Annotated in this window: 14 protein-coding genes; 10 read left to right on the forward strand and 4 right to left on the reverse strand. The window is 32.6% G+C overall.

Annotation, left to right across the window (positions count from 1 at the left end; all coding sequences use genetic code 11):
- Positions 1-302: 302 nt before the first annotated feature.
- From ACKI42_RS02555 to ACKI42_RS02585, 7 genes are all read left to right on the forward strand, one after another.
- The gene (locus ACKI42_RS02555) at positions 303-605 is read left to right on the forward strand and encodes a hypothetical protein (RefSeq protein WP_407402136.1); all 303 of its coding nucleotides are present in this window, start codon (positions 303-305) and stop codon (positions 603-605) included.
- Between the two features lie 66 nt (positions 606-671).
- Complete coding sequence (locus tag ACKI42_RS02560; protein ID WP_407402138.1) at positions 672-809, forward strand: hypothetical protein; 138 nt, start codon at positions 672-674, stop codon at positions 807-809.
- Between the two features lie 79 nt (positions 810-888).
- Positions 889-2,430: a helix-turn-helix domain-containing protein gene (locus ACKI42_RS02565; RefSeq protein ID WP_407402140.1), complete on the forward strand. Its 1,542-nt coding sequence runs from the start codon at positions 889-891 to the stop codon at positions 2,428-2,430.
- A gap of 769 nt (positions 2,431-3,199) precedes the next feature.
- Positions 3,200-3,529 (forward strand): helix-turn-helix domain-containing protein, encoded by a 330-nt coding sequence (locus tag ACKI42_RS02570; RefSeq protein WP_407402142.1) that lies wholly within the window; start codon positions 3,200-3,202, stop codon positions 3,527-3,529.
- 553 nt (positions 3,530-4,082) lie between these two features.
- Entirely contained in the window at positions 4,083-4,928 is an 846-nt protein-coding gene (locus ACKI42_RS02575; protein ID WP_407402144.1) for a hypothetical protein, read from the forward strand.
- A 16-nt stretch (positions 4,929-4,944) separates the two neighbouring features.
- Complete coding sequence (locus ACKI42_RS02580) at positions 4,945-5,775, forward strand: hypothetical protein (RefSeq protein WP_407402146.1); 831 nt, start codon at positions 4,945-4,947, stop codon at positions 5,773-5,775.
- A gap of 14 nt (positions 5,776-5,789) precedes the next feature.
- Positions 5,790-6,677, forward strand: coding sequence for a hypothetical protein (locus ACKI42_RS02585; RefSeq protein ID WP_407402148.1), 888 nt, complete (start codon positions 5,790-5,792; stop codon positions 6,675-6,677).
- A gap of 239 nt (positions 6,678-6,916) precedes the next feature.
- Here the strand turns inward: ACKI42_RS02585 and ACKI42_RS02590 are convergent, their stop codons facing one another.
- The 3 genes from ACKI42_RS02590 to recQ form a co-directional block, all read right to left on the reverse strand.
- Entirely contained in the window at positions 6,917-7,267 is a 351-nt protein-coding gene (locus ACKI42_RS02590) for a hypothetical protein (RefSeq protein ID WP_407402150.1), read from the reverse strand.
- Between the two features lie 50 nt (positions 7,268-7,317).
- Positions 7,318-8,382: a glycosyltransferase gene (locus tag ACKI42_RS02595; RefSeq protein WP_407402152.1), complete on the reverse strand. Its 1,065-nt coding sequence runs from the start codon at positions 8,380-8,382 to the stop codon at positions 7,318-7,320.
- Positions 8,383-8,443: 61 nt separating this feature from the next.
- Positions 8,444-10,648, reverse strand: coding sequence for a DNA helicase RecQ (gene recQ, locus ACKI42_RS02600; RefSeq protein WP_407402154.1), 2,205 nt, complete (start codon positions 10,646-10,648; stop codon positions 8,444-8,446).
- Positions 10,649-10,804: 156 nt separating this feature from the next.
- Here recQ and ACKI42_RS02605 point away from each other — a divergent pair, with 156 nt between their 5' ends.
- Both ACKI42_RS02605 and tatC read left to right on the forward strand, forming a co-directional pair.
- Complete coding sequence (locus ACKI42_RS02605; RefSeq protein ID WP_407402156.1) at positions 10,805-11,764, forward strand: SIS domain-containing protein; 960 nt, start codon at positions 10,805-10,807, stop codon at positions 11,762-11,764.
- Between the two features lie 101 nt (positions 11,765-11,865).
- Positions 11,866-12,693, forward strand: coding sequence for a twin-arginine translocase subunit TatC (gene tatC / locus ACKI42_RS02610; protein ID WP_407402158.1), 828 nt, complete (start codon positions 11,866-11,868; stop codon positions 12,691-12,693).
- A 98-nt stretch (positions 12,694-12,791) separates the two neighbouring features.
- Here the strand turns inward: tatC and ACKI42_RS02615 are convergent, their stop codons facing one another.
- Positions 12,792-13,469: a DsbA family oxidoreductase gene (locus ACKI42_RS02615; RefSeq protein WP_407402160.1), complete on the reverse strand. Its 678-nt coding sequence runs from the start codon at positions 13,467-13,469 to the stop codon at positions 12,792-12,794.
- Between the two features lie 169 nt (positions 13,470-13,638).
- Between ACKI42_RS02615 and ACKI42_RS02620 the strand changes: the two genes are divergently transcribed.
- Positions 13,639-15,270, forward strand: coding sequence for a M1 family metallopeptidase (locus tag ACKI42_RS02620; RefSeq protein WP_407402162.1), 1,632 nt, complete (start codon positions 13,639-13,641; stop codon positions 15,268-15,270).
- The last annotated feature ends 374 nt before the right edge of the window (positions 15,271-15,644 follow it).

Raw genomic sequence — 15,644 nt, forward strand, 5'->3', positions numbered from 1 at the left:
ACGTTCTTTTAATGATTCAAGAGCTACTTTAGCCTTAAAGACTGAATCGAATTTACGTCTTCCTGTTTTCATAATTTTGGACTTGTTTAAAGTTAATATTTTTCAACTTAACTACTGGTCCAGTTTTGTAGGGGTATTATATATCTGAAGAAGAAACTACGGTTACCAAAAAACTAACTTTATCTGAAGCTAGCCAGCGCAAAAATGAATTTGGCAGAAATAAATATAAAAGTACTCTCTACTTCTTGATATATGTATCTCTAGCGCTTTTAGTCGTCATCATATTATTTTACCAAAGAAGAATGACGAAAAAATTAAAAATGCGATACCAAGATATAATAAAATCCTTGGAAAACACCATAGGTAGTGATAAATCTAATGATAGCACCTTTCTGCAAGCCATCGATAAAGAGGTTATTAAAAATGCTGAAACAGAAAATATAATTCTGGAAAACCTCAATCAATTAGAAAACAAAAAACAGTTTACTATAAAAGGGATCTCTTTGGCGCAAATGGCTGTGATGCTAAAAACTAACACTAAATACCTCAATTATGTGTTGAAAAAACATCGAAATGCAGATTTTTCTAAGTACATTAATTATTGAAGAATAAAATATATTGCCAAGAACTGCATCATAATCCACAGCTTCTTCATTACAAATTATCTGTGTTTGCGGATCTATGTGGCTATTCTTCTCACAGTCAATTCTCCTCAGTTTTTTGAACAGGTTGAAGGGATGTCTCCATCACAACATATTGCCCTTTTAGAAAAAGATAGTGAAGTTCACAACGAATTGGATGCTTTCTAACCTCAATAATACAATTGAAATAACTGTAAAACAAAACATGTTCTAAAAACTACAGCACTTAATAAACTAAAAACCAAATATGACAAAATTATTTTTATCCGTGCTTTTATTCGGAATATTTACGGATTGCCTTATACTTGCGCAGTCTACAAAAATAGATTTGAACAAAAGGAAACTATTCTACCAAAAATATCATAGGCAGCAAATCAACTCTAACCAAAGTTGTGAAAGTGGGACGCAGATGCTAAAATATGCTCAAGATAATTATGAAAAAGCATTAGCAAATAATGTATTGGGAGAATGCATGTATAACGCTGGTGATTTTCTACAATCTGTACGGTATCTTCGTGAAGCTCAAAATAACATACAAAAGACAGATTCTTTACGAGAAGAACTTAGAATACTCAACATCCTTATCATATCGTACAGAAGAGCGGGTTTTATAGTAGAGTCTGATGAAAATTGGAAAAAATTAAAATCAATTGTGAAAAAAAATCCAGGTGCTGTACACCATGAAGATTTACTTTATATAGAAGCAAAAATATACGATATAGACCAAGAATATTGTAAAGCAGCTGAGGTAAGAAAGAAATATCTAAACTTAGTGAACAAGGCAGAATCTAATGAAGAAATGAATAATAGATATCGCTTTGCCGTTGCCTCACAGCTTTGCTATGTACAGATAAAATGTGGAATAATAGATGAAGCCAAACAAAGTTTGAATGAAACGGAAACTCTTTTATCCAAAATAAAAATAAAAGAACCTATACAGCTTCTAGAATTTTATTTTATGAACAAAGCGTTATTACAGAAGTATGATGGCAAAAACGATGAAGCAAAAAAAAACTTCGACTCTGCCTTTCATTATGTATTGCTTGCCAAAACAAATTCTGTCACAAAGCTGATATTGTCCGAAAGACTAAACTCTTCAATTGATACCACCGAAGATCAACTTAAATTCTCTAAAATCGTTTCTAGAATAGCTAATACTGAAACCAGTATTACCAAAAAACTAGCTCTTGAGGAAAGTCTAAAAAATAAGTCTTTGCTTGCAGAAAAAGAGCGAAAGATGAGATTGCATTCTGCATTATCTGTTATTATATTGCTAGTGCTAATTGGTTTTGTAATTTATTATTTTAAAAAGAAAAAGAAGGATGAGCTGCGATATCAAAGCATTATCGCTGGTTTGCAAAATAAGGTAATAGATAACTCAATACCTAAAGCTACCTTATCAACAGATAAGGTAATTATGCCAGAGGAAACAGAGCAAAAAATTGTAAAAAACTTACTCAATTTTGAAAAACAAAACTTGTTCACTACCAAAGGTATTTCTATAGCACAAATGGCAGTGATCCTAAAAACGAATACTAAATATCTAAATTATATCCTAAAAAAACACAGAAATTCAGATTTCAACAACTACATTAATACCTATAGAATTAACTACATTATAAAGGAGTTGCACGACAAGCCCCACCTTCTACATTATAAGATTTCTGTGATATCGGAATTATGCGGATACCAAACTCATAGTCAATTTGCATCTATTTTTAAGAGTAAAAAGGGATTATCACCCTCCACTTACATTAATTTCCTATTGCAAGAAAAGAAAAAGAAGTAACACCTTTAAAACCTTAATTCACCAGCACAAAAGCTGTAAATAGTAAACTAATTACGGCTTTTCTACATATAAAAACCTCTAAAAAAACCTTTTTAAGTAATGGTGAAACAGCGTTTTTCTTGCAAAATTATTAGTTTCTATAAAATCTATTTTACAAAAAATATATACTGAAAATCAAATAGTTAAGTAATTATACCACTATCAAAATTCTATATTTTAGATAGGTATTAATTAGTGCAAGAGTATGCATTCGTTTATTTTTGAGCCAGTAATATAAGCGCAAAATTATGAACTAAAAATGATCAAGTAGGTATTAATATGAATTATAAAAAAATTCACATCGGTGATATTATTAAATATATAATTGAGGAAAGAAAAATTGAAATTCATCGAATTATCAATTTTATAAAATGCACAGAAGAAGAACTCCAGATAATATATAAAACATCAAGCATTGACACGGAGATTTTGCTAAAATTTTGTAAGGTATGTAACTATGATTTTTTTAGGCTGTATTCGCAACATATTATTTTGTATGCACCATTATCCAAATATAAGAAAACAGCTAAGACAATTAAATCTCCCAATTTTAGGAAGAATCTGTATACCAAAGAAATTATAGATTTTATATTGGAACAACTAAGGTCAGAAAAAATGACTAAAAAAGAGGTCATTGAGAAGTATAAAATACCGAAAACAACTTTATACAAATGGCTAAGTAAATATAAAGAAGAATAAAAATAAAACAATTAAATTATAAAAAAACACAATGATGAAATCTAACTATTCGAGACCCGACTATAAGGCTATCTACAGCGACATTCTTAAAAGCCTAACGTTTGATGTAAGTGAAAAGACAACCCAGATTATGTCTAAAGAGCAACTATCTCTTTCGGACGTTATCCGCCTCAACAATCTTATTTTCAGTAACGAAACGCGTGACAATAACAATCAGAAGTTCCGTTCTTACGATAAAGCTACTATTCTAGAAATTTTAGAATTTCAGAAAAAAAATGGATACAACAATTCTGAGGTTGCCCAACACTTTAAATTGAGTAGAAATTCTATTGCAAAATGGAAGAAAACGTATAGTATATAAATAGTATCCTGTATAAAATATTTTACATCAGAGATAAGCATTGCTCTTCTAATTGTGAGAAGGAAAAAATGTATTTAAAATTAAAAAAGTGTAATTTTTTACAACTATTTTATTGAATAGCTGTAATATTTGCTTTTTTATTCTGCAATTCTATCAAATCTCAAATATATGTATTAAGGGATTCAAAAATTTATGATCGAGATCATATTATAAGTACGAAAGTATCAAAAATAATTAAAAAATCAGAAAAAAGGAAGTGTCCCTTTAACTCCATAAGGAAAATAAAAGTTTTAACTGTTATAAAAAGCCCTAGGCTTGAAACACGATTATAATATAAGCCACAAAGCGGAGATACTTTTTATTAGGCAGATAGAAATATAAATAAATTTGCTGTTTTAAGTTTAGATATGGTTCCTTTTCTACAGTCAAAACTTATTATTTCATCTTTACATTTTTTTTTCAGAATAATTATAGTTTTCAAATAAGACCGCCTCCTATTTTATGATTTTGATTAACGCAACGTTGATCTATTAAAACAAAAAATTAATAAATAATGAAAAAATATTTCTTCTCACTTTTAATAATTATAAGTGGACAAATATTCTCACAAGATAAAAATGTGGGAATAGACACAAACAATCCTAAATCTCTACTGCATGTAGATGGAGAAAAGGATAATCCCAAAATTGCATCTGAGATAATTACTGCTGCACAAATTGCTAATGATATAATGGTAACTAAGGAAGGAAATATAGGAATTGGTGTTCTCGCACCTACCACGAAACTTGATATTTATAGCAGTACAGATGGTGCTTTGAAATTAGTAGATGGTACACAAGGCGCAAATAAAGTATTAATGAGTGATGCAAATGGTATTGCAACTTGGCAAACCCTAAATTCTCTAAAAGCAGTTGTACCTGGTGTTTTTCCAAGTGCAGGTACTCAAGTTCAAGGAGATGGAACTCTAAATAATTTTGGAGCTGTAAAATATACGCAAACTTACATAGACCTGACTCCTGGTAATTGGCTAGTCAATATAGGATTAACTGTAAGATCAAAACAAGATATACTTAATAGATTTTGGCTGCATGGATATTTATCTACTAGTACTATTTCTGTGATACAAAATGGTTTTACTCATCTTGGTCCTGCAGGAAGTAATACATCTTTTTCTAATTTAATATTCGGAAATCCTGCTAGGACAAATAATACCTATACTAGTGATGGTACAAATATGCTAAGTGGATCGTCATTTATAAGCGTCATTGCAAATACGAGAATATATCTATTGCTAGATGATGCTAATACGTTACCTACTCAAAATGGTGAAAAAGTGGGTCATTGGCAATTCAATACAGCTTCTTGGGAAAACTATTTTTACGCAATTCCTATTGAATAAATTTCAAACTACAATTATGAAAAATATTATACTTACAATTGCAATTTCTCTCTCTACATACAGTTTTGGACAAATTGGTATTAATACGACAAACCCTCAACAAATCTTACATATAGATGGATTGAATGACAACCCAAACTCTGGCGCACCCACAAGCATTCAGCAGAGTAATGATGTAGTAATAAACAACAAAGGATATATTGGCGTTGGTACGTCTGAACCTACAAAAAGAGTTGATATTATGAAATCTTCTCCTGGGGCAATAAAAATAGTTGATGGGACACAGGGTGATGAAAAAATATTTTTATCTGATAGTAACGGGGTCGGTAGATGGACCACTCCACAATCCTTTAAAGATGTAGTATTAGGTCAATTTTACCGAAGTGCAACCGGTGGGGAAATTACAACTACATCGGACAATACAGGTGGAGTAAAATACCTTAATGCAAATATTAAATTGACTAAAGGAAAATGGATTGTAAATGCTGGTTCTACATTAAAAACAAGAGTATCAGCAGAGTATATTGTATGGATACATATGTATTTATCTAGTACTACAAACAGTGTAACCCAAACTGGATGGAAACATCTAGGTACAGCAGGTAATAATGTTTCTTATGCAGGACTTTTACATGGTTATAAAGATACTTTTGTAGATGGACTAGATAACGACAATTTTGTATTCGGATCAAGCCTAATTGAAGTTACCGATAATGAAACGGTTATCAATCTGCTCATTGAAAACCTTGCCAATATAAATCCAGGAAATTTGCAAAATACTGGTTTAAAATTCTATACTACATCAGGATATTGGGAAAATTATTTTTATGCAATACCTGTTAATTAAATATAATACAAACAATGAAAAATATATTATACATAAGTGCAATTTTATGCTACTCGTTTTTCTATTCGCAAGTGGGCATAAATACCAGTAATCCAGTTGGAAAACTACACATTGACGGAGAAAAAGATAATCCACCTATAGGATCACCACCTGCAACAGAAGCTAATAATGATGTAATCATTACAAACAAAGGTAATTTGGGAACAGGAACAATAAGCCCATCGGTAAAACTTGAAATTAATAACGGGAGCACAAATGGAGCTTTAAGAATCGTGGATAATACACAAGCCAATGGTAAAATTCTTGTGAGTGATGCTGAAGGAGTTGGTACATGGAAATTGCCAAATACCATGAAAAAATTACAAGTAGGGAATTTTGCAAGAAATGGAAGCGAAGGAATAACTACTTCATCCAACGGTACGGGATATATATACTCTAATGTATCGATAACTTTAACAAAAGGAACTTGGATTCTAAACCTTGGTCTTACGTTAAAATCATATCTAACTAAAGGAAAAGGAAGATGGACACATTTAAGACTCTCTTCTAGCAATTCATCTATAAGCTACACAGGATGGCAAAATCTTGGAACAGCCGCAAATAACACTTCATATGCTGGTGCATTATTAGGAAGTGCTGTTTACAATACAAATAGTTCTGGGACAACAGTATATTTTGATGCAAATGCTAACAATTATCTCAGTGGGTCCAATATCATAGAAGTTACCCAAGACATTTTAACGCTCTACTTACACATAGAAAATTTCGATAATGAAATAATCTCTTATCCAAATCTTACTCATTACGATCCTACACTGAATAGCGAATTAGCTAATGCGGGAAAGGTGTGGGTATTTAATACTGGAAATCGGGAAAATTATTTTTATGCAAACCCACTATAGGTATTTATAGCGACAGCATTCATTCTACTTTTTAGCTAAAAAACATCAAATGTCTATATAGATAATTCTTTATTAATAATTATCAAAGCGTTCAGTATAATTTTTACTGAACGTTTTTTTATATAAAGAATCAAGCTAGAATTCAAGTAATAAATATTAACGAGTCTGTTTATTTTAATATGAATCAAAAGATGCTCAATCTCCTAGATTTTTCTGTGGTTTTTTCTATCATTTTGATCTTAATTATCTAAATACAATCTACCTTTACCAAAATTTTCTTTATTTCCAAAATAAAGGCCTCCGAAAATGTACCATTCAAGGGTTTCCAAATAAAAAACAGCATTTTCAGGCTTCAATTGGCTGACCTCCTTTTTGGAAATAATCCCTTTAAACCATCTGCTAGAATTCGGATAATTTTCATATTCCACAGAATAATTAAGCCAAATCCTTTGACAAAGTCTACATTGAAAAATACTTACTTCTGCATTTCTATTTTGGGTATGATCCATTCCTAACCTTGAGATTCGATATTCTGAAGCAACCAAGTTGTGCTTTTCGCAAACACAGCCTAATTTAGAGAGTTTTTTCATAGATGAAAGAGGGGTGTTTTTAAAGAAGATTTTAAGATTTATTTAGGATACTACTTCTTCACCAAATCGAGTAAAAGTTTTTCATAATTTGCCAAAATAATTTCTTTAGAAAATCTAGATTTAATAGAATCTTTTATGGCTTCCTTATTATATTCTTGATGCAGGATAGAAAGTAGCTTTTCGGCAAATTCTTCATGGTTTTCTATTTCCCCTACTTCTCCATTGGTTTGATGTTGAATAATTTCATTAATACCGCCTGGACAAATATTTGCTAGGGAATACGTACCACAAGCACCTGCCTCCAACAACACATTAGGAAAACCCTCATAACGTGATGATAGCACGAATAAATCTGCAAATTTCAGAAATGCATAAGGATTTTCTTGCCTTCCATAAAAAATTACATTTTTGAGCCCTAAAAACTCTTTCATCTGGTGGAGAATTTCCTTGTCCCTACCATCACCCAAAATATGGAGCAAGATATTCTCATTTTTCAGACGTGAAAAAACTTTAAGCAAATTATCAAAGCCTTTTCTAGAAGATAGATTGCCTATAGCTACTACATTTTTGAAATTATATTTAAAACTCTCGGGCTTTGTTGAAGTAAGAAGTTTAGATTCAATAAAATCAAAATCTACAGGATTATTTATTTTGATAATTTTATGCTTAGTGATGGCAAAGTTATCAATAAGATCCTGCATCATATCATCACTTTGTGCGATAATCTGATGGTAGTTATTATAAAATTTATAGAAAAATTTTATTTCTTTTTTAGTCACGTGTTCGGAGACTACATTAGTTTCCCTTGCAATGAATTTGATTTTCGGAAACAACTTGATAAACAAAGATAAATAGGCATTCACTTCGCCAAAACCAGAGAAAACAATATCAGGTTTCCTGCGGTAAATTTGAGATAAAATAGGTTTCAAAGAATGGCGTATTCTTTCCGTATCAATATCAATTATTTCTACATCTTGTTTTAAAATCTCCAGATATCCGCCTTGTTTTCGCAAGAGCAAAATCATGGGTACAAAGCGATCTCTAGGAAGATGATTGGCAATAGTTGTAACTATTCTCTCTGCACCTCCAGTCTCTAGATCGGGCAGGATAAACATAATTGAAATTTTGTTATTCATAGTAAAAAAACCTTACCCGAAAAGGATAAGGTTGTAAATTTTAGTTGGCTACGTCACTTATGAACTTTATCCTTAAAATTCTGACTTCTTCATCCGATAATTCATCTCCGAATTCATCTAACAATACCTTCATACTATCGCTTTCAGATTCATTCATGAATTCCATAAATCCCTCTACAATGTCTTCGTCAAAATTATCCTCAATATAGTAATTAATATTGATTTTTGTTCCCTGATATACAATACGTTCCATTTCCTTTAGCAACTCTTCCATTTTCAGGTTTTTTGCTCTGGCAATGTCTTCAAGATCTATCTTTTTGTCCGTACTTTGTATAATAAATACCTTGTGACTAGATTTGTTTGCTACTTGCTTCAACACCATATCTTGTGTACGCTCAATATGATTATCTTCCACGTATTGAGCTATAAAATCGGCAAATTCTTTACCATACTTTTTTGCTTTACCCTCGCCGACACCATATATTTTTGCTATTTCATCTACACTAATGGGATATTGTACCGTCATATCTTCCAAACTAGGATCCATGAAAACTGTATAAGGTGGAATCCCATGCTTTTTGGCTACCTTTTTTCTTAGTTCCTTGAGTAGAACAAACAAATCTTGGTCTAGTCCACCACTCGCTTGCTGCTGTACTTGGTCACTTTCTGCTTTGGTTTGCGATAGATCAAATTCTCTATCTTCAGCAATTAAGAAGGATTCTTGGTAACGTCCAGATAAGAGGTCTTTACCCTTTTGTGAAATCTTTAGAACGCCATAGGTTTCGATATCTTTTTGCAAATAACTTTGTACAGTGGCTTGTCTTATAATCGTTTTCCAATAGTTTTCATTTTCTCCTTTTCCAAAACCAAAATACGGAGTTTGCTCCATTTTATACGATTTCGTTACTGAGTTTTCTTTACCTACAACAATGGAAATTAAATCTTTTGACTTAAATTTTTCCTGAGTATCATCAATCAATTTCATCACTTTACCCAAATCTTCTGTGGCATCTTTCAAAGTAGGAGGATTGGAAGCATTATCACACATTTTTGCGCCTTCACCATTAATGGGATCGAAACTTTCTCCGAAGTAATATAAAATATATTGTCTTCTACTCATGGAAGTTTCAGCATAACCTACCACTTCATTCAGCAATTGGAGTCCAATTTCTCTTTCGGATACTGGCTTTTGAGCTAAAAATTTCTCAAGTTTTTCTATATCTTTCGGATCATAAAATGCCAAGCAATGACCTTCGCCACCATCTCGCCCTGCACGTCCTGTTTCTTGGTAATAACTTTCTAAAGATTTTGGGAAATCGTAATGAATCACAAACCTCACATCGGGTTTATCAATTCCCATCCCAAAAGCAATCGTCGCTACAATAACGTCAGCGTCTTCCATCAAAAATTTATCCTGATTGGTTACTCTCACCTTCTGGTCTAGCCCAGCGTGGTAAGGAAGTGCATTAATACCATTTACTTGCAGCAATTGGGCAAACTCTTCTACTTTTCTACGGCTCAAACAATACACAATACCTGACTTCCCTTTGTGCTGATTGATAAATTTTACAATTTCTCTATCTACATTCACTTTCGGACGGATCTCATAGTACAGATTGGGACGGTTGAAACTTTCCTTAAAAACTAATGCATTTGTCATCCCTAGAGTTTTTTGGATGTCATCCTGAACTTTTGGAGTTGCTGTTGCGGTAAGGGCAATTACAGGTACATCAGCAATCTTATCGATAATGAATTTTAGGTTTCTATATTCTGGTCGAAAATCATGTCCCCATTCTGAAATACAGTGAGCCTCATCAATAGCGAAGAATGAAATTTTCACATCTTTGAAAAATTCAAGGTAATCTTCTTTTATCAATGATTCTGGTGCTACATATAATAGTTTCGTTTTTCCACTTTTTATATCATCAAAGACCTGTTTGGTCTGAGTTTTGTTAAGAGAAGAGTTAAGAACATGGGCAACCCCATTTTCTGATGAAAGACCATTTACAGCATCCACTTGGTTTTTCATTAAAGCAATCAAAGGAGAAACTACAATAGCAGTACCTTCTGATATAAGGGCGGGAAGTTGGTAACATAAAGATTTACCACCTCCAGTAGGCATTAAGACAAATATATCTTTCCCTTCTAATAATTTTTCAATGATCAGCTCCTGCTGACCTTTAAAAGTAGAAAAACCGAAGTATTTCTTTAATTCGCCTGATAAATTGGCATTTGTTGCGCTCATCTAAATTTGTATTGCTAAATTTGCATCTTATCCAAAGTTATAACATTTTTACTTAAAATAAAAGTACTTGAATTTATTATATTGACTATCGAGTTCTATACTCGGTAGAATTTATCTTTTTTTCGTGCTTTTACGATAAAGAAAACCTACCATACAATGAATGTATCAAACATTATATCTATCGCTAAGAATACGTTAGCAATTGAAATCTCTGAACTTGAAAAATTACAAAATAGAATCGGGGACGAATTTGAAAAAGCAGTAAAGATTATTCATTCTTCAAAAGGAAAGTTAGTTGTGGTAGGCATAGGGAAATCTGCTCATGTAGCCAATAAAATTGTCGCTACATTGAACTCGACAGGTACACCTTCACAGTTTCTGCATGCTTCTGAGGCTATTCATGGTGATCTTGGGGTGATTCAAAAAGATGACGTTGTGCTTTGCATCTCTAACTCTGGTAACTCGCCTGAAATTGTGAATCTGGTGACTTACCTGAAAAACTATTCATCTGCCCTTATCGGAATGACAGGGAATAGAAAAAGTAAGTTAGCTGAAGCTTCTGATGTTGTTTTAGATACGCATGTAGATGTTGAAGCTTGCCCTAATCAGCTTGCTCCTACGAGTTCTACAACCCTACAAATGGCTCTTGGAGATGCAATTGCCGTATGTTTGATGGATCTAAATGACTTCAAAGAAAACGACTTTGCAAAATTTCATCCTGGTGGAAGTTTAGGTAAAAACCTGACGGCAAAAGTAGAACAATTTGTATCCTCTCAAAAGCCTCAAGTTTCAGAAAGCTCATCTATCAGAGACGTTATTATATCCATAAGTGCTTCTAGTCATGGGATTACAGTAGTAACAGATGGTACGCATATTTCTGGAGTTATTACAGATGGTGATCTGCGTAGAATGCTATTAAATGGGGAAGATATTAGTCGAGTTTTAGCTAAAGATATTATGTCTGCGAATCCTAAAACTATAGAAAAAAATGAGTTGGCTAAGGGTGCTATGAAGATCTTGAAGGATCATAATATTGGGCAACTTATCGTAGTGGAGGAAGGCAACTATTACGGAATTATAGATTTGCACAAATTATTAGACGAAGGTATCATCTAATGACTATATAATAGAGTGAAAATTGCATGACAACTCTTACCCTCGTGGTTTGAAAATTTTAAGCAAATAATTGCTAAATTTGTACTTTAAAAATATATTCTGTGAGTGAAGGTAAAGAAATGTCTTTTTTTGGGCATATTGGCGAACTAAGAGGACATCTTATTCGCTCTATAATTGCTATTATAATTGCCGCATTGGTGGTAGGATTTAATATCAACTGGATTATGGATCATATATTTTTTGGACCCACCAGAACAGATTTTCCCACCTTTAAGGTTGTCAATCATTATTCTAGGATGCTGCTCGGAGAAGATAGTATCACTTTACCCACAGAATTCCCAGTACGTGTGCAGAGATTGTACCAGCAATTTAATGTCATGATGGCTGTTTCTATCTTTGGAGGGTTAGTCATCAGCTTTCCTTATATCGTGTGGGAACTTTGGAGGTTCATCAGCCCAGCGCTTCATCCAAACGAAAGAAAAAACTCAATTTATATCATCAACTCTGTTTGGATCTTGTTTATGACAGGCGTGTTGTGCGGCTATTATTTAATTCTTCCATTCGCGGTGAATTTTGGAGTTATCTTTAAAATTTCAGATATTATAATCCCATTATACGACCTTAGTGACTATACTACTCTATTTTTACAAGTAGTTTTGGGGATGGGAGTTGTTTTTTTATTCCCTGTTCTCATTTACTTTTTAACGAGCATAGGAATTTTGAATCCAACTTTTATGAAAACCTACCGTCGTCATGCCATTGTATTAATCATGGTGGTAGCAGCGATAATTACTCCTGCCGATGTTCTGAGTATGATGATGGCGGCTTTACCTCTTTTATTCTTATATGAATTTAGTATTATCATGTGTTCCTATACCTATAAAAGAAATCTTAAGAAAGAAGGAAATCTACCAGCAGTTCGGAAGTAATTTCAAATTGAATTTACATAAATTAGGCGGGAAAAATCAAAGATTTTTCCCGCCTAATCATTTGAATAACTAACTAACTTAACTAATATCCATATTAACTAATCACAAGTCCCAGTTTCTATATTGCAACTGTTCTGATTAGATTCTGTAGGTTTTATTTTTTTGAAAACCTTTAAAAATTGCTCTTTAGATTGGTTTCCCGATAATACATATTGGTCATCTATCACGAAAAAAGGAACGCCTTGTAAGCCTTTAGATATTCCCAAATTTCTATCATTTTCTACTTCATTTGTTAGTTCAGAAGAATTCAAAAATCGTTCGGTTTCAATTTTATCTAAACCCGAAGCAACCGCAAGATCTAAAAGAACTTGATGATCTGACAAGTCTTTACCTTCTACAAAATACCCTCTAAATAAAGCATCTTTTACTTCATTGTATTTGTTTTTGGATTGTGCATATTTTACCAATCTCAAACAATCTAGAGAATTCACTACTTTGGCATGTTCCAAATCTATTGGCAACCCAAGATTTCTAGCTTCCGTCTCAATATATCCGAAGGAAGATCGTACTCTTTCTGCAGGCATACCTTTTTTAATGGTATAGTTAATAGGATTATCAGGATTTTCTATTTTCTCTTGTAAGGGATTGAGCTGAAAAGCTTTAAACTCGACCTCAACATTAGAATTCCCGGAGTATTCTTGTATCGCATTTTTTAAGTTTTGGTCTCCTAGATAGCAAAAGGGACACATAATGTCTGACCAAATTTGTACTTTCATAGTTTTTGTATTGATTATCAAATTTAGTTCTATTAAAAATCGTTTGTACTATTGGTATACTAATGGAAACCAGTAACGTTGAGGTAAGTGGACAACAAATATTTATTAAAAATATATGCTATTAACCTTTTTATATTAATTAAATTTGAATTGTTAAATCTATTTTTCCATGAAAAAAATAATACTGCCGCTTTTATTAGCTTCTAGTTTTGCTTTCGGGCAAGTGTTTGGGAGCGATTCTCATTTCACAAAGCAAGACACCCTGAAAGGTTCTAACACAAAATTTAGAAACTTTTGGGACGTAAAAAAGTATGAGTTATCCGTGGAACCCAATTTTGAACTAAAAAGTATTCAGGGAAATAATAAAATCAGTTTTGTTATTACACAAGATGTCGTAGATCCTGTATTTCAGATAGATCTTCAGCAACCGATGAAAGCGGATAAAGTAGATTGCAGTTTTAGTACTAAGGAAAAATTTATCCAAGAAGGAGATTTTATTTATATTAAATCAAATCAAAAGTTTAAAAAAGGAGAAAAATATAATATCACAATTTCGTACTCTGGAAATCCTATTGTTGCCAATAATGCGCCTTGGGATGGCGGATGGGTGTTTAAAAAAGATAAAAATGGAAACCCCTGGATGAGTGTTGCTGATGAAGGCATTGGTGCGTCTGTATGGTTGCCTACAAAGGATATCTGGAGCGACGAGCCTGATGATGGTATTATTATGAAAATTGTTACTCCAAAAGATCTTGTGGGAGTTGGTAATGGAAGACTTATTTCTACTACAACCCAAAATGGTAAAACTACTTACACTTGGGAAGTCAAAAATCCCATAAATGCGTATTCTATCATCCCGAATATTGGAAAGTATGTTAATTTTAAAGATCATTATAAAGGTGAAAAAGGAAATCTAGATCTAGACTATTGGGTGTTAGATTACAATTTGGAAAAAGCAAAAAAGCAGTTTCAGCAAGTTAAACCGATGCTCTCTGCCTTCGAATATTGGTTTGGCCCTTATCCTTTTTATGAAGATTCTTACAAGTTGGTAGATTCTCCTTACTTGGGCATGGAACATCAAAGCAATATTGCCTACGGCAACGGGTATACCAATGGATATTTGGGAAGAGATCTCTCTGGAACTGGTGTAGGTTTGTATTGGGACTATATCATTATACACGAAAGCGGGCACGAGTGGTTTGCCAATAATATTACAGCAAAAGACCAAGCTGATATGTGGATTCATGAAGCTTTCACGATGTATTCTGAAGTTCTGTTTACCGAAAAATTCTTGGATAAAAAATCGGCAGATATCTATGCGCTTGGCATTAGACATAATATCAGCAACGACATTCCGATAATAGGAAAATACGGTGTTAGAAATGAAGGCAGCGGAGATATGTATTATAAAGGCGCAAGTATGGTGCATACGATACGTGAAATCATTAATAATGATGAAAAATTCAGGTCTATTTTGCGAGGATTGAATAAAGATTTTTATCACCAAACGGTTACCACACAACAGATTGAAAAATATATTTCTGAAAAAGCAGGTTTTGATTTTACTTCTATTTTTTATCAATATTTAAGGACTATAGATATTCCAACTTTAGAATATATTCAGACTGGAAATGAATTTAAATTTAGATATGTAAATGCCGTAAAGGATCTAAAACTACCAATAAGATTAGATGGAAATACCATTATACCTACTGCAGATTGGCAAACTGTACAACTGAAATCTACCGCTCCAGTAAATTTCAATAACAATTATTATATTCATTATAAAAATGTAATATAAAATATAATCGTCTCGCAACATAAAGGGACTTAAATAGTTAATTTGCAGTATCTTCTATAAAATACATATTGTAGGTGAATATCAAATTTGAACTTCTTAAATCATAATTTTTAGTATGCTATCGAACGTACACTATTATATATATCTATTTCAGTAGATAGTTTTGATTTTAGCAGAAAAAAGATAGGTGATTTTGAGATAAGCTTATTTTGACGGAACTTAAATTGAGGCATAAGTAAATCGGTACTATTTTATGCGAGCATTCAGATTGATTGCATTAGCACACAATCTAAAATTAAAAGATGCCTAATGAGGACATCGTTTTTTACTGACAGACAACGAGTTTTAATAAAAATAAAAATCCGCCTCACTTT

It is taken from the genome of Chryseobacterium sp. (assembly GCF_045629545.1).
GTDB lineage: Bacteria > Bacteroidota > Bacteroidia > Flavobacteriales > Weeksellaceae > Chryseobacterium.

Bases quoted from the DNA above. Each gene is read 5' to 3' on its own strand.
- ACKI42_RS02575 (WP_407402144.1), top strand. From the start codon at position 4,083: ATGAAAAAATATTTCTTCTCACTTTTAATAATTATAAGTGGACAAATA.
- ACKI42_RS02585 (WP_407402148.1), top strand. From the start codon at position 5,790: ATGAAAAATATATTATACATAAGTGCAATTTTATGCTACTCGTTTTTC.
- ACKI42_RS02590 (WP_407402150.1), bottom strand. From the start codon at position 7,267: ATGAAAAAACTCTCTAAATTAGGCTGTGTTTGCGAAAAGCACAACTTG.
- ACKI42_RS02565 (WP_407402140.1), top strand. From the start codon at position 889: ATGACAAAATTATTTTTATCCGTGCTTTTATTCGGAATATTTACGGAT.
- ACKI42_RS02570 (WP_407402142.1), top strand. From the start codon at position 3,200: ATGATGAAATCTAACTATTCGAGACCCGACTATAAGGCTATCTACAGC.
- ACKI42_RS02620 (WP_407402162.1), top strand. From the start codon at position 13,639: ATGAAAAAAATAATACTGCCGCTTTTATTAGCTTCTAGTTTTGCTTTC.
- recQ (WP_407402154.1), bottom strand. From the start codon at position 10,648: ATGAGCGCAACAAATGCCAATTTATCAGGCGAATTAAAGAAATACTTC.
- ACKI42_RS02605 (WP_407402156.1), top strand. From the start codon at position 10,805: ATGAATGTATCAAACATTATATCTATCGCTAAGAATACGTTAGCAATT.
- ACKI42_RS02595 (WP_407402152.1), bottom strand. From the start codon at position 8,382: ATGTTTATCCTGCCCGATCTAGAGACTGGAGGTGCAGAGAGAATAGTT.
- ACKI42_RS02580 (WP_407402146.1), top strand. From the start codon at position 4,945: ATGAAAAATATTATACTTACAATTGCAATTTCTCTCTCTACATACAGT.
- ACKI42_RS02555 (WP_407402136.1), top strand. From the start codon at position 303: ATGACGAAAAAATTAAAAATGCGATACCAAGATATAATAAAATCCTTG.
- ACKI42_RS02615 (WP_407402160.1), bottom strand. From the start codon at position 13,469: ATGAAAGTACAAATTTGGTCAGACATTATGTGTCCCTTTTGCTATCTA.